The organism is Pseudomonas sp. LPH60, assembly GCF_030718165.1.
GTDB lineage: Bacteria > Pseudomonadota > Gammaproteobacteria > Pseudomonadales > Pseudomonadaceae > Aquipseudomonas > Aquipseudomonas danubii.
On the sequence record NZ_JAVAJH010000004.1, the window covers coordinates 757,661 to 778,877 of the forward strand.

General features: G+C 62.0%; 20 protein-coding genes. 12 read left to right on the top strand and 8 right to left on the bottom strand.

The window, feature by feature from the left end:
* Positions 1-160: 160 nt before the first annotated feature.
* A complete protein-coding gene (yihA, locus tag Q8O96_RS18345; RefSeq protein WP_060836883.1) occupies positions 161-802 on the bottom strand; it encodes a ribosome biogenesis GTP-binding protein YihA/YsxC in 642 nt (213 codons plus the stop codon).
* A gap of 191 nt (positions 803-993) precedes the next feature.
* Here yihA and Q8O96_RS18350 point away from each other — a divergent pair, with 191 nt between their 5' ends.
* The 7 genes from Q8O96_RS18350 (at position 994) to Q8O96_RS18380 (ending at position 8,432) form a co-directional block, all read left to right on the top strand.
* Positions 994-1,284: a cytochrome c5 family protein gene (locus Q8O96_RS18350; protein ID WP_016963939.1), complete on the top strand. Its 291-nt coding sequence runs from the start codon at positions 994-996 to the stop codon at positions 1,282-1,284.
* A gap of 45 nt (positions 1,285-1,329) precedes the next feature.
* Positions 1,330-1,935 (top strand): cytochrome c, encoded by a 606-nt coding sequence (locus Q8O96_RS18355; RefSeq protein WP_102862496.1) that lies wholly within the window; start codon positions 1,330-1,332, stop codon positions 1,933-1,935.
* Positions 1,936-2,131: 196 nt separating this feature from the next.
* Positions 2,132-2,761, top strand: a complete 630-nt coding sequence (locus tag Q8O96_RS18360; protein WP_102862497.1) for a thiol:disulfide interchange protein DsbA/DsbL — start codon at positions 2,132-2,134, stop codon at positions 2,759-2,761.
* Between the two features lie 11 nt (positions 2,762-2,772).
* Positions 2,773-3,651: an endonuclease/exonuclease/phosphatase family protein gene (locus Q8O96_RS18365; RefSeq protein WP_102862498.1), complete on the top strand. Its 879-nt coding sequence runs from the start codon at positions 2,773-2,775 to the stop codon at positions 3,649-3,651.
* Positions 3,648-5,855 (top strand): diguanylate cyclase, encoded by a 2,208-nt coding sequence (locus Q8O96_RS18370; RefSeq protein WP_305949188.1) that lies wholly within the window; start codon positions 3,648-3,650, stop codon positions 5,853-5,855. Before Q8O96_RS18365 ends, Q8O96_RS18370 begins: the two co-directional genes overlap by 4 nt.
* A 101-nt stretch (positions 5,856-5,956) precedes the next feature.
* Positions 5,957-6,736: an N-acetylmuramoyl-L-alanine amidase gene (locus tag Q8O96_RS18375; protein ID WP_207814892.1), complete on the top strand. Its 780-nt coding sequence runs from the start codon at positions 5,957-5,959 to the stop codon at positions 6,734-6,736.
* A gap of 76 nt (positions 6,737-6,812) precedes the next feature.
* Complete coding sequence (locus Q8O96_RS18380) at positions 6,813-8,432, top strand: EAL domain-containing protein (RefSeq protein WP_115582452.1); 1,620 nt, start codon at positions 6,813-6,815, stop codon at positions 8,430-8,432.
* 4 nt (positions 8,433-8,436) lie between these two features.
* On the opposite strand, the gene Q8O96_RS18385 is transcribed toward Q8O96_RS18380, so the two are convergent.
* Both Q8O96_RS18385 and algB read right to left on the bottom strand, forming a co-directional pair.
* Positions 8,437-10,221 carry a KinB sensor domain-containing domain gene (locus Q8O96_RS18385; protein WP_102862501.1) on the bottom strand — a complete coding sequence of 595 codons (1,785 nt, stop codon included), beginning with the start codon at positions 10,219-10,221 and terminating at the stop codon, positions 8,437-8,439.
* A gap of 10 nt (positions 10,222-10,231) precedes the next feature.
* On the bottom strand, positions 10,232-11,578 hold the full coding sequence (gene algB, locus Q8O96_RS18390; RefSeq protein WP_102862502.1) for a sigma-54-dependent response regulator transcription factor AlgB: 1,347 nt from the start codon (positions 11,576-11,578) through the stop codon (positions 10,232-10,234).
* Between the two features lie 440 nt (positions 11,579-12,018).
* On the opposite strand from algB, the gene Q8O96_RS18395 reads away from it, so the two are divergent.
* The 5 genes from Q8O96_RS18395 (at position 12,019) to Q8O96_RS18415 (ending at position 16,512) form a co-directional block, all read left to right on the top strand.
* Positions 12,019-12,303, top strand: a complete 285-nt coding sequence (locus tag Q8O96_RS18395) for a hypothetical protein (protein ID WP_102862503.1) — start codon at positions 12,019-12,021, stop codon at positions 12,301-12,303.
* 92 nt (positions 12,304-12,395) lie between these two features.
* Positions 12,396-12,560, top strand: a complete 165-nt coding sequence (locus tag Q8O96_RS18400) for a DUF1328 domain-containing protein (protein ID WP_003170804.1) — start codon at positions 12,396-12,398, stop codon at positions 12,558-12,560.
* A 2-nt stretch (positions 12,561-12,562) separates the two neighbouring features.
* A complete protein-coding gene (locus Q8O96_RS18405; RefSeq protein WP_102862504.1) occupies positions 12,563-13,030 on the top strand; it encodes an inhibitor of vertebrate lysozyme family protein in 468 nt (155 codons plus the stop codon).
* Positions 13,031-13,774: 744 nt separating this feature from the next.
* The gene (gene gltP, locus Q8O96_RS18410) at positions 13,775-15,106 is read left to right on the top strand and encodes a glutamate/aspartate:proton symporter GltP (protein WP_102862505.1); all 1,332 of its coding nucleotides are present in this window, start codon (positions 13,775-13,777) and stop codon (positions 15,104-15,106) included.
* A 176-nt stretch (positions 15,107-15,282) separates the two neighbouring features.
* Positions 15,283-16,512, top strand: a complete 1,230-nt coding sequence (locus tag Q8O96_RS18415) for a nucleoside recognition domain-containing protein (RefSeq protein ID WP_102862506.1) — start codon at positions 15,283-15,285, stop codon at positions 16,510-16,512.
* Between the two features lie 64 nt (positions 16,513-16,576).
* Here Q8O96_RS18415 and Q8O96_RS18420 read toward each other — a convergent pair whose 3' ends face one another.
* Genes Q8O96_RS18420 through Q8O96_RS18440 form a run of 5 tightly spaced genes read right to left on the bottom strand, consistent with a single transcriptional unit; the run spans position 16,577 to position 21,189 of the window.
* The gene (locus Q8O96_RS18420) at positions 16,577-17,206 is read right to left on the bottom strand and encodes an ABC-type transport auxiliary lipoprotein family protein (RefSeq protein ID WP_305949189.1); all 630 of its coding nucleotides are present in this window, start codon (positions 17,204-17,206) and stop codon (positions 16,577-16,579) included.
* Entirely contained in the window at positions 17,203-18,141 is a 939-nt protein-coding gene (locus Q8O96_RS18425; RefSeq protein WP_102862508.1) for an MlaD family protein, read from the bottom strand. The genes Q8O96_RS18420 and Q8O96_RS18425 overlap by 4 nt, the downstream gene beginning before the upstream one ends.
* Before the next feature lies 1 nt (position 18,142).
* Positions 18,143-18,946, bottom strand: a complete 804-nt coding sequence (locus Q8O96_RS18430; RefSeq protein ID WP_305949190.1) for an ABC transporter ATP-binding protein — start codon at positions 18,944-18,946, stop codon at positions 18,143-18,145.
* Positions 18,943-20,091, bottom strand: coding sequence for an ABC transporter permease (locus Q8O96_RS18435; protein ID WP_102862510.1), 1,149 nt, complete (start codon positions 20,089-20,091; stop codon positions 18,943-18,945). Before Q8O96_RS18435 ends, Q8O96_RS18430 begins: the two co-directional genes overlap by 4 nt.
* Before the next feature lie 54 nt (positions 20,092-20,145).
* Positions 20,146-21,189 (bottom strand): DUF5924 family protein, encoded by a 1,044-nt coding sequence (locus Q8O96_RS18440; RefSeq protein ID WP_102862511.1) that lies wholly within the window; start codon positions 21,187-21,189, stop codon positions 20,146-20,148.
* Between the last annotated feature and the right edge of the window lie 28 nt (positions 21,190-21,217).

Below are 21,217 nucleotides of genomic sequence, written 5' to 3' on the forward strand. Positions count from 1 at the left end.
CCCATACGAAGTCCGGGGTTTTTTTTGCCTGAAAATTGCCTGCGCGGCGACCATGCTGCGTTAAAAAGCGGCGGGAAATGCTCATTTAGGCCCCTAAACTCCGCTTTCCCGCCGCTTTTTGCCTTGCCTGATCACCGCGCAGACAATTTGAAACTCTTTCTCAGGCCTCGGTTTCGGCGCCTTTGTCGGCCAGTTCCATCCAGCCTGCCAGCACGGTGTAGGCCTCTTCCAGGCCCATGCGCTTGGGGGCCGAGAACAGTTGGATGGTGACCGCTTCGCCCCAGCCCTTGCGGATCTGCGACTGCACCTTGAGCAGGGTGTTCTTGGCTGCGCCATAGGTCAGTTTGTCGGCCTTGGTCAGCAGGATGTGCATCGGCATGCCGCTGGCGACCGCCCAGTCCAGCATCAACAGGTCGAAGTCGGTCATGGGATGACGGATGTCCATCATCAGGATCAAGCCTTTAAGGCTCTCGCGGCTGCCCAGATAAGCTTCCAAGTGGCGCTGCCAGTGCTGCTTCAGCGGGATCGGTACTTTGGCGTAACCGTAGCCCGGCAGGTCGACCAGACGGCGATCGTCGTCTAGCTTGAAGAAGTTCAACAACTGCGTGCGACCCGGTGTTTTCGAGGTGCGTGCCAGGCTGGCGTGGGTCAGGGTGTTCAGGGCGCTGGATTTACCGGCGTTGGAGCGCCCGGCAAAGGCCACTTCAAAGCCGTCATCGTCAGGACATTGGTCGACTTTGGCGGCGCTGAGCATGAACGTAGCCTGTTGGCACAGGCCGAGGATGGGGTTCTTGAGTTGCATGGGATTTCCGATAGGGGCGATGCCGAGAGTGGACGCGGCGAGCGGTGTCGTTTCCGTTTCAGTAACGCCAGTATATAATGCCGCAGATTTTGTGTGCGCTTTGTCCCAGCGTAGGATGAAGTTCACGAGAGCGATAAACCTTGAATGCGCATTAGAACGCAGCACGCTCTCAACCCTGAAAAGGTCGTTTTATGACGAAATGGCTGCTAGCTGCCGGTGTCTTGATGCCGCTTTACAGCGCTCAGGCTACACAGGATCCGGAAGCTGTGTACAACCGTGTTTGTGGGGCTTGTCATTCCGGCCAACTACCCACGGCGCCCCGCAAGGGCGACCAGGAAGCTTGGGCGCCGAGGTTGGCGCAAGGTATGGAGACGCTGGTGCAACACGTGACCCAGGGTTTCAAGGCGATGCCGCCGCGTGGTTTGTGCATGGACTGCAGTGCCGAGGATTACCGAGCCATCATCCATTGGATGAGCGAGTGATTCCGGTCCATAACTCTTAACCCTTAGCCGTAGTTGGATTAGCTGATGAACAAATTACTCGTGAGTCTGCTGTTGACCTTGGGCATCACAGGTGTCGCCCATGCCGCAGGCGACGCTGCTGCCGGTCAGGCGAAAACCGCAGTATGTGGCGCTTGCCACGGCCCTGATGGGAACAGCATGGCGCCAAACTTTCCCAAGCTGGCGGGTCAGGGGGAAAAGTACCTGGAGAAGCAGCTGCACGACATCAAGTCCGGCAAGCGGCAAGTGCTGGAAATGACCGGTATGCTGACCAATCTGAACGATCAGGACCTGGCTGACATCGCCGCCTACTTCGCCAGCCAGAAAGGCAGCGTCGGCGCCGCCGATCCTAAAGTCGTGGCCCGTGGCGAAGAACTCTTCCGGGGCGGCAAGCTGGATCAAGGCATGCCAGCCTGCACCGGCTGCCATGCGCCAAATGGCGCCGGTAACGCAGCGGCCGGCTTCCCTCACCTGGGTGGGCAGCACGCACAATATGTGGCCAAGCAGCTGACTGACTTCCGCGAAGGCAACCGCACCAACGACGGCGATACCATGGTCATGCGCAGCATCGCCGCCAAGTTGAGCAACAAAGACATCGAGGCGGTGTCCAGCTATATTCAGGGCCTGCACTAAGGCCTGCTCGATCAAGTTGCCGAGGGTGTTGAGCCGCGGCAACGTTAATGATCGATTAATCTGACGGTGCAAGCATAAAGGGTGGCTCAGGCCGCCCTTTTTTATGGCGTCTGCCGCTACACTAGCGAACTCAAGCCCGCCATGATCTGTCTGAATTCAGGTCGCGCGAGGCGCCAAAATTGTCCAGGAGTAAAGCATGCGTAATCTGATTCTCAGCGCCGCTCTCGTCACCGCCAGCCTGTTTGGCGTGACCGCTCAAGCCGCCGAGCCGCTTGAAGCCGGTAAAACATATGTCGAGTTGAGCAGCGCCGTTCCGGTTGCCGTGCCTGGCAAGATCGAGGTGGTAGAGCTGTTCTGGTATGGCTGCCCGCACTGCTACGCCTTTGAGCCGACCATCAATCCCTGGGTTGAAAAACTCCCTAGCGATGTCAACTTTGTGCGTATCCCGGCGATGTTCGGCGGTATCTGGAACGTTCATGGCCAACTGTTCATCACCCTGGAAGCCATGGGCGTCGAGCACAAGGTTCACAAGGCCGTGTTCGAAGCCATCCATAGCGGCAAGAAACTCGCCACTCCAGAAGAGATGGCCGAATTCCTGGTAGCCGAAGGCGTCGACAAGGACAAATTCCTGAGCACCTACAACTCCTTCGCCGTCAAAGGCAAGGTCGAAGACGCCAAGAAGAAGGCTCAGGCCTACCAGATCACTGGCGTACCGACCATGGTGGTCAACGGCAAGTACCGTTTCGACCTGGGTTCCGCCGGTGGTCCTGAAGGTGCGCTGAGCGTCGCCGACCAGTTGATTGCCAAAGAGCGCGCAGCCAAGTAAGCGCCGCCGCCATGCCGCGCTGGGGCTCTGAACGCATCGTTGGCCTGCATGATCCGCAGGTCAACGAGCACCATTTGGCGTCGACCGGCCTGCCGGCGGACAGTCGCCTGCGTTTGCTCAGTTTCAATATTCAGGTCGGTATCAGCACCGAGCGTTATCGCCATTACCTGACCCGTGGCTGGCAGCACCTGCTGCCCCATAACGGACGTGCGGACAACCTGCAGAAGATCGGCAATCTGCTGGGGGACTTCGATCTGGTAGCCCTGCAGGAAGTCGATGGTGGCAGCCTGCGTTCGGGCTACGTCAATCAGGTGGAGCACCTGGCCCAACTGGGTGCCTTCCCTTACTGGTACCAACAGCTCAATCGCAACCTGGGACGCCTGGCTCAGCACAGCAACGGTGTGCTCAGTCGCTTGCGCCCCTGGGCCATCGAAGACCATCCACTGCCCGGCCCCAAGGGGCGCGGCGCGATCCTTGTGCGATTTGGCGAAGGCCCCGAGGCGCTGGTGGTGGTGATGATGCACCTGGCGCTCGGCGCCCGGGCTCGAACCCGGCAACTGGCGTACATCCGCGAGTTGATCGGTGGCTACAAGCATCAAGTGCTGATGGGAGACATGAACACCCACGCCAGCGATCTGCTGGAGCACTCCCCTTTACGCGACCTCAGCCTGTTGGCGCCGCAACTGCAGGCGACCTTCCCCAGCTGGCGTCCGCAACGCTGCCTGGACCATATCCTGCTCAGCCCCAGCCTGACCCTGGAGCGAGTCGAAGTCCTGGCCCAACCCATATCCGATCACCTGCCGGTCGCGGTAGAGATTCGTCTGCCGGGTTCGCTCACGGCCGATGCATTGCCCGCGTTGAGTCCTGCACCTCGCGGAACCGATGAATGAGCGACGACGCCCAACGCTGGAAAGAGAAATACCTCAAAAGTATCGAGCAGCAGGAAAAGCTTGAGCGCCGATGGGCCGCTCGACTGGACTTGCTACGTCGTGGCCTGGTGCGTAGCACCCTGGCGGCGGAGGGTACCGATCGTGCGGTCGACCAGTGCATGAAGGAGATGCGCGAGGTTGTGCGCACCGACGACATGGATGCCGGGCTTGCAGCGCTGTTGCCCCGTCTGGAAAAAGCCGTGCTGGACTCCGAGCAGCGGCGTGAAACCCGGGTCAACCAGATGAGCAGTGCCTTGACCGCCCTGGTCACCCAATTGCAGTCCCTGCCCCTGCCCCGGGAAGTCAGCCGCCCGTTGAAGGCCTTCGCCAAGCAACTGGATGGCCGGGTCAGTCAGGCGCGAGAGATCCCCTTGCTGCTGGGGGAGCTGAGCAATCTTCAGGGCAAGGCCTTGAGCCAGCTGGAAACGCCCGCCGAACCAGATCGCCCGAGTCTGTTGCAGCGCCTGTTCGGGGCCCGTGACGCCGCCGATGCTCCCCAGGCTGAGGCGGTTACGCCAGCGGCGCCTGCTCCTGTCCCTGCGGTGAACTCCCGTCCCCAGGTTGAAGAGGCTGGCGAAGCGGACGAAGTGGTTCGCGAGCATTATCAGACCCCGGCCACGGATTTGCCGGAAGTCGCTGAGGTCCCTCCGGCACCTGTCGCCGTGACCCCGGCCAAGCCCGAGGCAACACCCGCTGCGCAGCCCGTTTCCGAGGCCCCTGCCAAGATTGAGCCCGAAACGGCCAGCGTACCGCCCCCGTCGTCGGTGGTGGCATTCGTGCCACCAGTCCTGGCACAGGAAGAGTCCCTTGGGCCAGCGCCCCAGGTCGCGATCGAAGTGCCTGCTCCGGCTGCAGTCGAGGTCGCGCCTCCGGCCTCTGTCGCCGTCGATGCTTTACCGGTAGCGCCTCTGCAGCCGCCGGCAGAAGTACCCGCCGCACCTCAGAGCGAGCCCGTTCCGCTCAACCCCGATGAGCTGTTGCCGCTTCCCGCGGTTTCCCCGGCAGTGCTGCTCGACAGCCTGCCCTTGCCGCCAGTGATGGCCGAGGCCTTGGCCGCCATCGATCCAGAGCAATCCGAGCACGATGTGCTCTACGCCCTGCCGGACTCTCCTGAGCCCTCCTACAGCTCGGTGGCCAAGCATATCGAACACACCCTGCTGGGACTGCTCGATGACCTGAGTCTGCCGGAACGCCATCGGCCTCAGGCCGAAGCCATGCGTGATCGTCTGCAACATGGCCTGAACTGGTACGAGTTGCTGCCAATCCTCGATGATCTGGCGGTACTGATGCTGGCAATCACCGATTCGGGCCAGCATGAGTTCGAGACGTACCTCAAACAGCTTAACGAGCGCCTTGAGGCCTTCCAGAGCAATCTGCAGGCGGCCAGTGATGGCCACGCCGACAGCAGCTCGGCGGCACGGGCCATGGACACCCAGATCCGTGAGCAGGTCGATGGCCTGCAGAGCAGCGTGCAGGAGGCGGCAGATCTGGATGACCTCAAGCAGGTACTGGAAAGCCACCTGGAAGGCCTGCTGGGCACCATGGATCACCACCAGAAGCAGCGCGATGAGCGTGAGAAGGAAGTGGCGGCCCGTCTGCAAAGCCTGGCAGAGCGGGTTTCGAGCATGGAGCAGGAGGCCCAGGGCTACCGTGAACACCTGGAGGAACAGCGGCAAAAGGCCCTGATCGATCCGCTGACCGGGTTGCCCAACCGCGCCGCCTGGACCGAGCGTCTGGAGCACGAGGTCGGTCTATGGCGGCAACATGGCAACAGCTTGCTGCTGGCCATGCTCGACCTCGATCACTTCAAGCGGATCAACGACAACTACGGCCATCTGGCCGGTGACAAGGTGTTGAAGATCATCGCCAACGTGTTGCGCAAGCGCCTGCGTGGCAGCGACTTTATCGCGCGTTTCGGCGGCGAGGAGTTTGTCCTGCTGATGCCCAATACCCCGTTGCCAGCGGGCGCGCGGATAGTGGAAGCGCTGCGAGCGGCGGTCGAGACGTGTCCGTTCCACTTCAAGGGCGAGCCAGTGACCATTACCGTGTCCGTCGGACTGAGTGCCTTCAAGGCCGGTGATCGCAGCGATCTGGTGATCAAAAGAGCCGATCAGGCGTTGTACCGGGCCAAGGATGCGGGTCGCAACCGGGTAGAGGCAGGCTGAGACGCTTGCCGATTCCTGTCTGAAACCTCGGTTTTGCCCATGGCGTTGGGAGCAGTACGTTACACTGTTGCATTCTTTTCTTCAGCGTACTGCCCTTTGCCATGAAACTTCTTGCTCTTGCTTTTTCGCTCCTGGTCCTCGCCGGTTGTGCCAGCGGTCCGCGTATTGACACCAGCCACCCTTCGGTCAATTACGACCAGCGCGCCCAGTTCATCATCGTTCATTACACCTCGGCATCCCTGGAACGCTCCCTGGCCCTGCTGACCAATGGTCAGGTCAGTAGCCATTACCTGATCGGCGACGACAAGTCCGCCACGATCTACAAACTGGTGGACGAGCAATACCGCGCCTGGCACGCCGGCGAGAGCCAGTGGCAGGGCCGGACCTGGCTCAACTCCAGCTCCATCGGCATTGAAATCGTCAACCCGGGCTTTCGTGATGGTCCCAACGGACGGCTCTGGTATCCCTACAGCGAAGCGCAGATCCAGAACCTGATCGTGCTGCTCAAGGACATCAGCAAGCGCAACAACATCTCCCCGCGTCACATCATTGGCCACAGCGACATCGCGCCATCGCGCAAGCTCGATCCGGGCCCGCTGTTCCCCTGGAAGCGCCTGGCCGACGCCGGACTCGGCCTGTGGCCAAACGCTCAGGCAGTGGCCCGCCAACAGGCGTTTTTTGCCGCCAACCTGCCGAGCATCAGCTGGTTCCAGCAACAGTTGGCGGTCCTGGGCTATGCCACGCCGCAGACTGGCGAACTGGATGTGGCCACCCGCCACGTGCTGGCGGCTTTCCAGATGCACTATCGCCCGGGTCGATTCGATGGCACCCCGGACGCCGAAAGTGCAGCCATCCTGCAGGTGCTCAACCAGACAAAATAATGACGCCGCCGGACGGTTCGGGCCGATTGCTCAATCAGTTGCTATAACTCATTGGTAATCCTTCGGATCTTTCATGATGCCGGTTGCTCGCCAGACCCTGCGTACCTGGTTCCATCGCCCCTGGTTGCTGGCGACGCTGGCGGCTGTGCTGAGCGCGGCGGTGTTGTTGCTGGGCAGTGCCGGAGTGGCCATGCATCAGGTCCAGCAGCGAGAAAGCCAACAGATGAACGCCCAGGGCCAGCGTTTTCTGGAGCGTCTGGAGCAACTGTTCGGGCAACTGCGTGAAGGCCTGGATGTACTGGAGGCCCAGCCGCTGCGCGAGTGCAACGCCGAGCTGATCGCAGCCCTGCAACAGGTCAGCTACAGCTATCGCTTCATTTATGAAGCGGCCTACATGGATGCCACCCAGACGTGCTCAAACTGGCCGCGACAGAATCTCCTGCCCTCGCCCAGAGCTCCGGATATCCGCGGGCCGACCTACAGCTACTGGCTCAACACCTCGACCCAACCCAATGAAAACCTCGCTGCTCTGATGCTGGGGCGGGGCAATTTTCGCGTGGCCACCTCCCGTGGGCACTTGACCGATGTGGTGGACCTGCCGGCCGGTGGCAGCCTGATGGTGGTGGTCGAGCATGGCTCCCGGGCGATTCCGGTACTGGGTCAGGCCCGTTCCTGGCCGCCGGTGGAGCCCTGGCGCGCCAGTCGCGAGGAGCCGCTGCAGGTCACCCCTGACCTGCTGATCTATCGCATGCCCACCCAGAATCCCGAGTACCAGTTGGTGCTGATCACGCCCCGGGCCAGCCTGCAGGCGGAAATACTCGATGGCTGGTGGTGGTTGTTACCGTTCAGTCTGTTGCTGGCGCTGTTTATCGGCGGGCTGGTGTATCAGTTGGCGCGGCAGCGCCAGTCGTTGGGAGCAGAGCTGCAAGGGGCGCTGCGACGCGGTGAGCTGCAGGTGCTGTACCAGCCGATCTTCGACCTCAACAGCAGGCTCTGTGTAGGGGCCGAAGCGTTACTGCGCTGGCGGCGTCCGGACGGCACCCTGACCAGTCCCGATCTGTTCATTCCGCTGGCGGAAAACACCGGGCAGATCCGCCAGATCACCGACTTCGTCCTGCAGCGTCTGCTGGAGCAACTGGGGCACGTACTGCGAGCCAATCCCCAGCTGTATATCTCGGTCAACCTGGCGGCCTGTGATGTCATGGTGCCGCGCATCGGTCAGGTCATGGCGCGGCTTCTGGCCTTGCACAAGGTGGCGGCGCGACAGATCGCCTTCGAGGTCACCGAGCGTGGCCTGATCGACGTGGTGGTGGCGCGCAACAACCTGCAGGCCTTGCGGGATGTCGGGCATCAGGTGCTGATCGATGACTTCGGCACCGGCTACTGCAGCCTGGCCTATCTGCAAAGCCTGCCGGTGGATTGCCTGAAGATCGACAAGGCCTTTATCGACGCCCTGGGTCACGATGCTGCCAGCAGTGGCGTGGCGCCCCACATCATTCGCATGGCCCACGCCTTGAATCTCACGGTTATCGCTGAGGGCATCGAATTCGAGGACCAGGCTTCGCTGCTCAGCAGCGAGGGGGTGAGCTTCGGTCAGGGTTGGCTGTTCGCCCATGCCCTGAGTGCCTTGCAGTTTACCGAGCTGATTACCCGGGGCCGGCGTCTGGTGCCCCGGCGCCTGGATGATGAAGCCTGAAGCCCTAGAGCGGCAGGGCCAGATAGAACTGGGTGCCCTGCCCCGGCCTTGAGTAGACGCCCATGCGTCCACCGTGGAGCTGGACGATTTCCTTGCACAGGGCCAGTCCGAGCCCGGCGCCGCCTTTCTTGCGTCCGACCTGAACGAAGGGTTCGAAGATCCGACCCTGCTGACCGTAAGCGATGCCCTCGCCATTGTCCTCGACGCTGACAATCACCCGTTCGCCATGGCGCCTGGCCTGCAGGCGGATCTGGCCGCCACTGGCGGTATGGCGCAGGGCGTTGTCGATCAGATTGTCCAGGACCCGTTCCAGTTGCGGACGGTCGGCGTGCAGGCGCGGCAGTGGCGCCTGGATCTCCAGCAGCAGGCTGATGTCCTGCCGCTGCGCCTGTTCGTTGAAGCGGCCCTGGGCCTGCTCCAGCAACTCTTCCAGGGGGCAGGGCGCGAGAGTGAGTTTCTGCAGGCCATTCTGATAGCGGGAAAAATTCAGCAGGTCGTTGATCAGTTGCATCAGCCGCTGCATTTCTTCGTTGACTGTATTGAGCAGGTCGGTTTCCCGGGACTCTTCGGCAAAGTGCAGGCGTTCCTGAAGCAGGCCGAAGGCCATGTGCATGCCGGTGACCGGGGTTCGCAGTTCGTGGGAGGCGCGCAATACGAACTCGCTGCGTACCCGCTCGAATGCCCGCTGTTCGGTGACGTCATGCAGCACCATCACCGCGCCGAGAATATGGCCCTGGGTGTGGCTCACCGGGGTCAGGCTGTAGGTCAGCAGGCGCGATTCGCCATCGACCTCGATATCCAGGTCTTCCGGGGCCCGCTCCAGGTTGCCGCCACGCAGAACCAGCTGCAGCTGTTCATCCAGCTCCGGGCGTTGCAGGGCGCTGCCCAGGCCCTGGCCGAGGCGCTCCTGGTCCCAGCCCAACTGCCGTTGGGCCACGGGGTTGAGGTGCTCCAGGCGGCCTTGGCGGTCGATCATCAACAAGCCGTCGTCGATGCTGTCGAGCACCGCCTGCAAGCGCTGCTGGCCAGCCAGCAGTTCGTCGACATTGGTGGCCTGATGCTGGCGCAGGGCCTCGGCCATGATGCCGAAGCGGCGGGTCAGCAGGTTCATTTCCGCGGCGGCCGAGATCGGCAGGGTGACGTCGAAATTGCCTTGGCCGATCTTGTCCGCGGCCTTGGCCAGGGCTTCGATCGGTCCGCCAAAGCGCCGGGCAATGGCGTGGGCGGTGATGAAGCCGATGATCAGCACCGCCAGGCCGACCAGGCCCAGCAAGCCGGCTACCAGCAAGGCACGGTCCCGGGCCTGGCGTTCCACCTGGCTGATGTTGTCCAGGGCTCGCTTGTGTTCGTTGATCAGGCCGTTGCGCAAGGTATTGAAACGCTCGGTCAGCGCCTCGTTGTTGTTCAGGCTCGCGGCAGTGTTGCTGTGTTCGAAGGCCTGGTAGAAGTTCAGGTAGTCGCTGCGGGCCTGCTTGAAACCACCCACGGACGGGTTCTGCTGTTCGTGGGCGATGCCCTGGTCGAGGAGGTCCAGGTAGTGCTGCCGCGAGGCTTCCAGGGCTGCGGAGTCGGGCTTGTTGCTGAGCATGATGATCAACTGATCACCCAGGGTCTGGCGCAGCTTGAGCCCCAGATCCAGGGTGATGAAGTTGTTGCGGATCAACGATTCCTGGGTACTGGCCATCTGCATCACGCTGACCAGCCCGAGCACCAGACCCAGCAGGGCCACGGTGATCAGGGCCGAAATGCTCAGAAACAGCCGGGTCCGCAGTTTCATCGCTAACTTCATAGGGTGATGCTCACAGGTTGTACTGTTTGCGCTTGCGGTACAGGGTCGAAGCGTCGATGCCCAGGGTCTTGGCCGCTTGGTCCAGGGTGTCGCTGGTGGCCAGGACGGCGCCGATATGGGCTTTTTCCAGTTCGTCCAGGCTCAGCGCGGCACCGATTCGCGGGGCGTTGTTGGTGGGCTGTTCGGCCATGCCCAGATGGCTGATTTCAACCCGTTCCTGGGGACAGATGATGCTTGCCCGCTCCACCACGTTGCGCAGTTCGCGGATGTTGCCCGGCCAGCGGTAATTGAGCAGGGCTTCCCGGGCGTTGTCGCTGAAGCCTCGGGCCGGTCGCGAATACTCTTTGACGAAGCGTGCAAGAAAGCGGTCGGCCAGGGTCAGGATGTCTTCGCTGCGTTCGCGCAAGGGCGGCAAGTGCAGGGTGATCACGTTCAGGCGGTACAGCAGGTCTTCACGGAAGCGCCCGTCGCGCACCATGTCCTCGAGATTGAGATTGGTGGCGGCGAGGATGCGCACGTCGGCCCGGCGAGTCACCGGGTCGCCGACACGCTCGTACTCCTTGTCCTGGATAAAACGCAGCAGCTTGGGCTGCAGGGTCAGGGGGAAGTCGCCGATTTCGTCGAGGAACAGGGTGCCGCCATCGGCCTGGTTGACCCGACCCAGGGTGCTTTCGCTGGCCCCGGTAAAAGCGCCGCGGCTGTGGCCGAAAAGTTCGCTTTCCATCAGCTCGGCGGTCAGCGATGGGCAGTTGATGGTCACGCAGGACTTCTTCGCCCGTTTGCTCCAGCCGTGGATGGCCCGGGCCAGTTCGCCCTTGCCGGTACCCGACTCGCCGAGGATCAGGATATTGGCATCGGTGCTGGCCACCTGGCGGGCGGTTTCCAGTACCACTTTCATCGCCGGACTGTGGGAGTCCAGGCCGTCCTTGGGTTTGCGCACTTCGCCTTCCAGGGCTTCCAGGCGCGCCGAGAGCTGGCGCACTTCCAGTTGCTTGGCGGTAGCCAGGCGCAGTTGGTCGGGGCTGCAGGGTTTGACCAGGTAGTCGGCTGCACCGGCCTGGATTGCGTCCACCGCCGTGTCCACGGCGGAGTGGGCAGTGACGATCACCACCCGCATCCAGGGCGCTTGAGTGCGCATCTGGGCCAGCACATCAAGGCCGTTGTCTTCCCCCAGGCGCAGGTCAAGGAAACACAGGTCGAACACCTGGCGTTGCAACAGCGTATCCGCCTGGGCCGCGCTGTTGGCGGTGGCCACGGTATAGCCCTCGTCTTCCAGGCAGTAGCGGAAGGTGCGGAGGATGGCGGATTCGTCATCCACCAGCAGGATGCGACCTTGATTCTCCGGCGCTGACTCCATTTCCCAGGCTCCTTTAATGAATGATCTTAATTAGTCCCAGAAAAATCGGGCAAGTTGCAAGGTTGATTCTGATCCATTCCACGGCCTGAAGGTTAGATATCTCCGCCGGAAATGGCTAACAGACTGAAATCCCTAATCTTTTGCCAAGGCTAGACCCTGGGTGGGTCTGTATCAGGCTGTCTGCGGCTCGGCAAAGTTCCCCCTCTGATCAAAAAGCCATGGACTCGGAACGGTCCGATCGTGCATTTCGCACGGTTGGCCGGTGGGGATCGTGCAGGATGCGTGTGAGTGAGTGTCTTTGAGTTGTTGTAAGTAATTGATTTTATTGAATTATTTATATGATTAAAAGCTGGCATGCAGACTGCAATATCCCTCTCATCGTGAAGCGCAAGTCAGGGCTTCCATAACAACATCACCACCAGTGTGGGAGGAGTTTCAGGATGAATCGCCAAGGTCTTGCCCAATTGCGTATCGCGCCACTGCATCTCCAGCAAGGCCTGTTTGCCAGCCTGGCGTTACTGGTCACCTTGATCGCCGGACAGCAGTTCCAGCGTTGGCAGGATAGCCAGGCACCCGCCCCGCGCGTGCCGACTCATCATTTCACCCAGACCCATTTCAGTTCGGTGAGCAGTCAGCTCAACGATGCAACGCCAGTGCAACTGATGGCCGTCGACCAGGCACAACCGGCGCTTGAGGCTCCGCGTCAGGAACGCTGGGTGTTCTAGGCACCAAGGTCTGGGCCGCATTCGGCGGCGCATGACCGGCTCCATAGGCAGCACCCCTGAGCACTATTAATAGAAGAGTAAGGAGAATCATCATGCTGAGCTGGGCAATCACATTCCTGATCATTGCCATTGTCGCTGCGGTCCTGGGCTTCGGTGGTATCGCGGGCACCGCCACGGGTATCGCCAAGATTCTCTTTGTCGTGTTCCTGGTGATGTTCATCGCTTCGTTCTTCTTTGGCCGTCGTGGTCGAGGCTGATCATGAGTCTTTCGTTGAAAACATTGGCTGCCACGTTGCTGCTGGGCGTCAGCGCCCTGGCGTCGGCGGCCAATGATGGCCAGGCACGTACCAACCAACTGCTGGGTTCGGACCCGCAGTTTCGTGACACCTGGCAGGGGGTTGTGCACAAGGAAGAGCGCTTGCCTGAATGGGTGATGAACCTGTCGGGCGATGCTCAGCAACAGATGAACGCAGTGACTGAAGACGGCGATCAGTACCTGGTCGGACCGCTCTGCGAGACTGCGCAGAGTTGTCAGAACCAGCGCCTGATCGTGGCCTTCAGTTTCGACAAGAAGCATGCCTACGCGATGTTGGTGGAGGTGCCTGCGGGCTTGCCTGCGGACAAGTCACCGACCCGTCACGCGAGCTACCGCTTTCTCGGCAAACCCGATGAAGGAATGCGGGCATTGCTTCAGGAGCAGTTGCGCAAAGACCCGAACTGGTACTGAGCGCGCATTGCCGATTTTGCATAACAGCTAGAAGAAAGGGCCGCCCTGGCTCTTTCGACTGTTGCACCACCCGAGGAGGGTGAGTGCATGACCAAGGGGCCGGGACGTTCTGATCCACCGATGATCGGAGTGACCTAGGGGTACAGGGAGTGCCTCCGCAAGGGCCGGGTCAGGAAAGAGCAGCGGCGTAAGCTCTCAGGTCGAGCATCGACTTGACGAGCTTGCGGCGTGCTTGAAGAGCAAAGTCTTGTCCTAGAGCCATCGGTCCGTCTTTTTAGTGATTCCCCAAGGAAAAAATCTTCCTTTGACTCCAGTCAAACGTTTCCTGGTGTTTCTCTGCGACCGTATATCGAGAAACTTTGCGTCAATTGCGCAACCTTTCCGAACGCCCGAATCAGAGTAATCCTAAACTTTTTTAGACCTTTTCCTGACCCTTCCGACAAGCCTGCACGCCGCCTGAAATGGCCGTTTCACGGTATTTCTGCCTGCCGAAATGTCGTATTCGAACCGGTTGGGACGCCCGTTTAGTTTGTAAAAACTCATGCCGATTCGGCATAGGGTAGGCGTTTACGGCATTAGACGCGCCCCCCTAGCATCGGAATAGTTGCGCCTTTTTTCGCCCGCAGAGAGCCGTAAATGCTCGTTCGGGATGACCTTATACGGGGGCCGATGCACAAACTTTTCCGCCATTGAGCGTTCCAGTTCGCGCATCAGCCCGAGTCCAACTGAAGTAAGGGTAATGATATGAAGAAGGCAAAATTAAGCCTCGCCTGGCAGATCCTCATCGGTCTGGTCCTGGGGATTGCAATTGGCGCGCTGCTCAATCATTTCAGTGCTGAAAAGGCCTGGTGGGTCAGCAACGTTCTGCAACCTGCAGGCGATATCTTTATCCGCTTGATCAAGATGATCGTGATTCCGATCGTCATCTCCTCGCTGATCGTCGGCATTGCCGGTGTCGGCGACGCCAAGAAACTTGGCCGCATCGGTCTGAAGACCATCATCTACTTCGAAATCGTCACCACCATCGCCATCGTCGTGGGTCTGCTGCTGGCCAACCTGTTCCATCCGGGCGCGGGCATCGACATGAGCACCCTGGGTACCGTGGACATTTCCAAGTACCAGGCCACCGCCGCCGAAGTGCAGCATGAACATGCGTTCATCGAGACCATTCTCAACCTGATTCCATCGAACATCTTCGCGGCCATGGCCCGTGGCGAGATGCTGCCGATCATCTTCTTCTCGGTGCTGTTCGGTCTGGGCTTGTCGAGCCTGCAGTCCGATCTGCGCGAGCCGCTGGTGAAGATGTTCCAGGGCGTCTCGGAAAGCATGTTCAAAGTCACCCACATGATCATGAACTACGCGCCGATTGGTGTGTTTGCCTTGATCTCGGTGACCGTCGCCAACTTCGGTTTCGCCTCCCTGCTGCCGTTGGCCAAGCTGGTGATCCTGGTGTACGTGGCCATCGCCTTCTTCGCCTTCGTGATCCTCGGCCTGATCGCCCGCCTGTTCGGCTTCTCGGTGCTCAAGCTGATGCGCATCTTCAAGGATGAGCTGGTGCTGGCCTACTCCACCGCCAGCTCGGAAACCGTGCTGCCGCGGGTCATCGAGAAGATGGAAGCCTACGGCGCGCCGAAAGCCATCTGCAGCTTCGTGGTGCCGACTGGCTACTCCTTCAACCTCGACGGCTCGACCCTGTACCAGTCCATCGCGGCGATCTTCATTGCCCAGCTGTACGGCATCGACCTGTCCATCAGCCAGCAATTGCTGTTGGTGCTGACCCTGATGGTCACCTCCAAAGGCATTGCCGGGGTTCCGGGCGTGTCCTTCGTGGTGCTGCTGGCCACCCTGGGCAGTGTGGGCATTCCGCTGGAAGGCCTGGCCTTCATCGCGGGTGTCGACCGTGTGATGGACATGGCGCGTACCGCCCTGAACGTGATCGGCAACGCCCTGGCGGTACTGGTCATCGCCCGTTGGGAGGGCATGTACGACGATGCCAAGGGCCAGCGCTACTGGAACTCCCTGCCGCACTGGCGCAGCAAAGAGAAGCTGCCAGCAGGCGAAGCTTCCAAAGGCTAAGCGCCTCGGTGTAGGAACTGGCTTGCCGACGCAGATGCCCTCAGGTCCTCTATACGGCTCAGATGCGCCTTCGCCGACAAGCCGCCTCCTGCAACGAACGAACCCCGGGTAATCCGGGGTTTGTCGTTTCTACGGGCCCCGCTATCATTCGCCGCATCTTCCGAGGGATATGACCGATGCTCAATGGCCTGTGGCTTGGCTTCTTTATCGTAGCGACCGTGTCCGCCCTGGCGCAGTGGCTGGTGGGCGGCAACGCCGGGATCTTTGCCGCCATGGTGGAAAGCATTTTCGCGATGGCCAAGCTGTCGGTGGAGGTGATGGTGCTGCTGTTCGGCACCCTGACCCTATGGCTGGGCTTTCTGCGGATCGCCGAGAAGGCCGGCATCGTCGATTGGCTGGCCAAGATCCTGGGCCCGCTGTTCAAGCGCCTGATGCCGGAAGTGCCGCCTGGGCACCCGGCCCTGGGCCTGATCACCCTGAACTTCGCCGCCAATGGCCTGGGCCTGGATAACGCCGCCACGCCGATCGGCCTCAAGGCCATGCGCGCCCTGCAGGAACTCAACCCCAGCGCCACCACCGCCAGCAATGCGCAGATCCTGTTCCTGGTACTCAACGCTTCGTCCCTGACCCTGCTGCCGGTGACCATCTTCATGTACCGCGCCCAGCAAGGTGCGGCGGACCCGACCCTGGTGTTCCTGCCGATCCTCCTGGCCACCAGCGCCTCGACCCTGGTCGGCCTGCTGTCGGTGGCGGTGATGCAGCGCCTGCGTCTCTGGGACCCGGTGGTGCTGGCCTACCTGATTCCCGGGGCCCTGGCTCTGGGCGCCTTCATGGCGCTGCTGGCGACTCTGTCGGCCACGGCCCTGGCCTCCCTGTCGTCGATCCTCGGCAACCTCACCCTGTTCGGCCTGATCATGCTGTTCCTGGTGATCGGTGCGCTGCGCAAGGTCAAGGTCTACGAGGCCTTTGTCGAAGGAGCCAAGGAGGGTTTTGACGTCGCCAAGAACCTCTTGCCGTACCTGGTGGCCATGCTGTGCGCGATCGGTGTGTTGCGGGCGTCCGGGGCCCTGGATTTCGGCCTCGACGGGATTCGTCATCTGGTGGCCTGGGCCGGCTGGGATACGCGCTTTGTCGACGCCCTGCCCACCGCCATGGTCAAGCCGTTCTCCGGCAGTGCCGCCCGGGCGATGCTCATCGAGACCATGAAGACCCAGGGCGTGGACAGTTTCCCTGCACTGGTGGCAGCGACCATCCAGGGCAGCACCGAGACCACCTTCTATGTGCTGGCGGTCTACTTCGGTGCGGTGGGTATCCAGCGGGTGCGGCACGCGGTGGGCTGTGCCTTGCTGGCGGAATTCGCCGGGGTGGTGGCGGCGATTGCGGTTTGCTACTGGTTCTTTGGTTGAGTTGACCGGCTCTTCGCTGGCAAGCCGGCTGCTACAAGCGGCCGTATTGCCGGCGACGGGCCGGTCATTGTTTCAGCGCCAGGTTGCCCTGCCCCACTGCCCAATCCACTACCTGCCGGGTCAGCGCATCGCTGGCCTGGCCAAACCCGGTCACGACTCCCGGCACCTGGGTCTGCTCCAGGGGCTGGCGTATTTCGAAGCGCCGGCTGGCGAGGATCTTCTGGTCATAACCTCGAATCAGCCGCGCATCCAGGCGGATCACCACCTGGACGGCGTTGCCCTGGTACTCGGTCTGAAAGGCTTGCAGGTCGCCGCCCAGGGCCAGGTCGGTCTGCAGGTTGCTGTCGTCGGTGCTCAACAACTGCACCCGGCCATCGCGCTGGAAGCCGTCCAGCAGGCGGTTGCGCAGCAGGATCGGTGCCGGGTCGCTCCAGCGCGAAGCCTTGTAGCTGCTGATCAGGTTGCCCTGGGGAATCACCGCGATGCGTGCGCTGTTCAGTGCATCGCCGGCCTGGGGCTTGAGCAACTGCAGCGACCACGACAGTGCCTTGCCCGTGGCGGTGGGCGTGCTCTGGCTCACCGGCAGCCGATAGATATCCAATGGCTCGCCCTTGGGCAGGATCGAACAGGCACTGGTCAGGGCCATGGCGGTCCCCAGGGCCAGTGGCGCCAGCAGATGACAGACAGGCTTCATGGCGTGAACTCCTTGTTCTTCTCGTTACCCAGCAAGTAACCGCCGGGGTTGGCTTCGAGGCGGCGGGTAATGGCTCGCAGCGAGCTCAGGGTCTCGCGCAGCTCGCGCACCGCCGGCGCCAGACCGTTGAGCCCTTGCATGCCATTGTTCAGCGAGTCCTGGTTGTCGCTCAGCAGTTTGTTCAGGGTGGCGCTGCTCTGCTCCAGGTTGCGCATGGCGTGCTCGGCGCTGCCGAACATCTGCTTGCCCTGGTCGTTGAGCAGGCCGTTGGCATTGCGCATCAGCGCGGTGGTCTGTTCCAGCATGGCGCTGGTCTGCTTGCTGATAGAGCCCAGTTGCTGCATCAGCTGGCGCAGGTCGTCACGTTGTCCGGCGATGCTGGCCGAGGTTTTCTGCAGGTTGTCCAGGGTGTTGCTGACCCGCTCCACGTTGTCCGGGGAAAACATGCTGTTGGCGTTGTGCAGCAGCAGGTTGACCCCGGTCATCAGGTCATTGCTGTTGTTCAGCAGGCGGGCAATGGGCGATGGCGAGGCGATGATGGTCGGCAAGTGGCCGTCCTTGCCCTTGAGGGGCGGGCTTTGCGGTGTACCGCCGCTGAGCTGGATGATCGAGGTGCCGGTGATGCCGGTCAGGGCCAGCTTGGCCTGGGTGTCCTCCTTGATCGGGGTTTCACTGCCCAGGCGGATCTGCGCCAGTACCCGGCGCGGGTCCTTGGGGTCCAGGCGCAGGTTGACCACATCGCCGACCTTGATGCCGCTGTATTGCACGGCACTGCCCTTGGACAGGCCGCTGACCGCCTCGTTGAAGACAATCTGATAGTCCTGGAAGGCGCTGTCGACGCTGGACTTGGCCAGCCACAGGCCGAACAGCAGGGCGCCGGCCACCACGATCACGGTGAACAGGCCGATCAGTACATGATGGGCTCGGGTTTCCATGTCATCCCTCGTTGGTCTGTGTAGCGGCCTGGTAGGCCGCGCGGCCGCGTGGGCCATGGAAGTATTGGTGAATCCATTCGTCCGGGGTTTCGGCGACCACATCGATGGCGTCCGCCACCAGTACCTTTTTCTGTGCCAGTACCGCCACCCGGTCGGTGATGGTGTAGAGGGTGTCCAGGTCGTGGGTGACCAGGAACACGCTCAGGCCCAGGGCATCGCGCAGGGTCAGGATCAGTTGGTCGAAGGCTGCCGCCCCCACCGGGTCGAGGCCGGCGGTGGGTTCGTCGAGAAACAGGATGTCCGGGTCCAGGGCCAGGGCACGGGCCAGTGCTGCGCGTTTGATCATGCCGCCAGAGAGCGAGGATGGGTATTTGTCGGCGGCCGACAAGGGCAACCCGGCCAGGGCCAGTTTCACTGCCGCCAGGTGTTCGGCGTCGCTGCGGGACAGGCCCGCATGCTCGATCAGTGGCAGGGCGACGTTCTCGGTCACTGTCAGCGAGGTGAACAGCGCGCCCTTCTGGAACAGCACGCCAAAGCGCCGCTCGATCAGGGAACGTTGCTTTTCCGGCAGGCTGGGCAGGTCCTGGCCGAAGACCCGCACCGAGCCGTCGCTGGGGTGGCGCAGGCCGACGATGCTGCGCAGCAGCACCGACTTGCCGCTACCTGAGCCGCCGACCACGCCGAGGATCTCGCCCTTGTACACGTCCAGGTCGAGATTTTCGTGCACGCTCTGCTTGCCGAAGCGGTTGCACAGGCCACGGACCTCGATCACCGCCTCGGCGGGCGGGCGCGTCGGGCGGCTCACCAGCCCATCTCCATGAAGAACAGCGCGGCCACGGCGTCGATGACGATCACCACGAAGATCGACTGCACCACGCTGGACGTGGTGTGGGCGCCCACCGATTCGGCACTGCCGCTGACCTTGAAGCCCTCCAGGCAGCCGATGGCGGCAATCAGGAAAGCGAAGATCGGCGCTTTGACCAGGCCCAGCAGAAAGTGCTTAACGCCAATGTCCGAGTGCAGCAGCGAAAGGAACATCGCCGGGGAAATATCCAGGGACAGGGCACAGACCACGGCGCCGCCGATGATCCCCGAGAGCATCGCCAGGAAGGTCAGCATCGGCAGCGCCACCAGCAGGGCCAGCACCCGGGGCAGCACCAGCAACTCCATCGGGTCCAGGCCCAAGGTGCGGATGGCGTCGATCTCTTCGTTGGCCTTCATCGAGCCGATCTGCGCGGTGAAGGCGCTGGCGGTGCGTCCGGCCATGAGGATCGCGGTCAGCAGTACGCCAAATTCCCTCAGGAAGGAAAACGCCACCAGGTCGACGGTAAAGATGCTGGCGCCGAAGTTGGCCAGCACTGTGGCCCCGAGAAAGGCCACCACCGCCCCCACCAGGAAGGTCAGCAGGGCGACGATGGGCGCGGCATCGAGGCCGGTCTGCTCGATATGCGCCACCACCGGGGTGATGCGCCAGCGCTTGGGGTGCAGCAGGCCCCGGGCCAGGGTTTCGAGGATCAGGCCGATAAAGCCCAGGACCTTGAGGGTGTCCTGCCAGACGGTGTAGACCGCACTGCCAATGCGTGAGAGCAGTTGCACGCTGACGGCAATCTCCGGTTCCTTGACCGGCACACAAAAATCGTTGAGCGAGCTGTAGACCGTATGCAGCAATGCGCGGTCGGCGGTGGACAGGGTGCAATCAGGGTGTTCGGCGGATCGCCCCAGGCGTTCGGCTCCCAGGAGTTCTACCAGCAGCGAGGCACCCGCGGTGTCCAGGGCTCCCAGGCCGTTGAGGTCGACGTGGGTGCTGCTGTCGTAGTGGCCGTTGAGGCTCTGGCAGAGGCGCTTGAGGTCGCTGTAGTGGGCCAGCGTCCAGTCTCCGCCGATGCGCAGTTGCGCCGGAGAGTGGGCGTTGTCCAGTTGAGCGGTGCCGGGCGTCATGCGGGTATTCATAAGCTCCGAGCTTGTGGGGCGATTGCGCAGTGCTACGTAATAGCACGATCCCCGTTACTTTGCCTCGCCGCTCTTGGCTGGATCTTGATCTGGGTCGGTGATCTCGAAGCGCAGCACACCAATCACCTGTCCGTCCTCGGTGATCACCCGCACTTGCCATTTTCCCGCCGGGTTGCCGGGGAAATTCTGCTTGTGGGACCAGGCGCGGTAGCCCTCCTTGCGTCCGCCGTGAATATCCAGGGCGATGCGATCCACTTCGCTGCCGTTGAACTTCCAGACGTGATAGATGCGCTCGTCCAGGCCCCGGGGGGCGTTGATCGCGGTGTAGGCGTACAAACCGCTGCTGCGTACCTGGCTGGCACTCACCTGTTCCAGGCTGTCCCCGGGCGTGCGGTCCTGGAGTTGGGTGCTGATGGCGTCCTCGGTCAGCCACAGGGTGGCCGGCGGCACCCAGGAGCGCAGCAGCCAGCCGGTGCTGCCAATGGCCAGGGTGATACACAGCACCGCCAGTGCGCTGCGCACGCTGCGGATCGGCAGGATCGACGCCAGGCTCGGGAAGGACAGGAGCATGGCGATGCCCAGGGCCAGCTTGAAGCTCTGGGCCGTGGTCAGGTGCAGGATCAGCGGCAGGGCCGTGAGCAAGGCGGCGAACAGGGTCAGGGTGTGCAAGGCGAGGAACAGCCAGCGCCGCGGCGCCAGCCACTTGTAGTACAGCGGGTCGGTGATGGAAATCAGCGCCGCTGCCCCCAGCAGCCCGGTGAATACCAGTTGGCCGCTGTTCCAGCTGGTGGTGATGAAGAAGAACGGCAGGACGAAGAACAGACTTTCCTGGTGGATCATTTGTGTCGCGTAGCGCAGCAGCGGTTGTGGGATCTCGCGCTTGAAGACCTTGGTGAACAGTTGGGTCAGGCTGTTTTCCAGCATCAGCCAGACCCAGCTCACCAACAGGATCACGGCGATCCACGAGGCCAGGCTCTGTTGCCGGTCCACCAGGATGAAGCTGCCGACTCCGGAGATGAAACCGCCGAGCGCAATGACCCCCGGGTAGCGCTTCATCAGTTCCAGAACGCGCTGAATAGAGTGGGTCAGGTTAGGCATCGGGCGGGGTCACAGTCTTGGCAGGAAA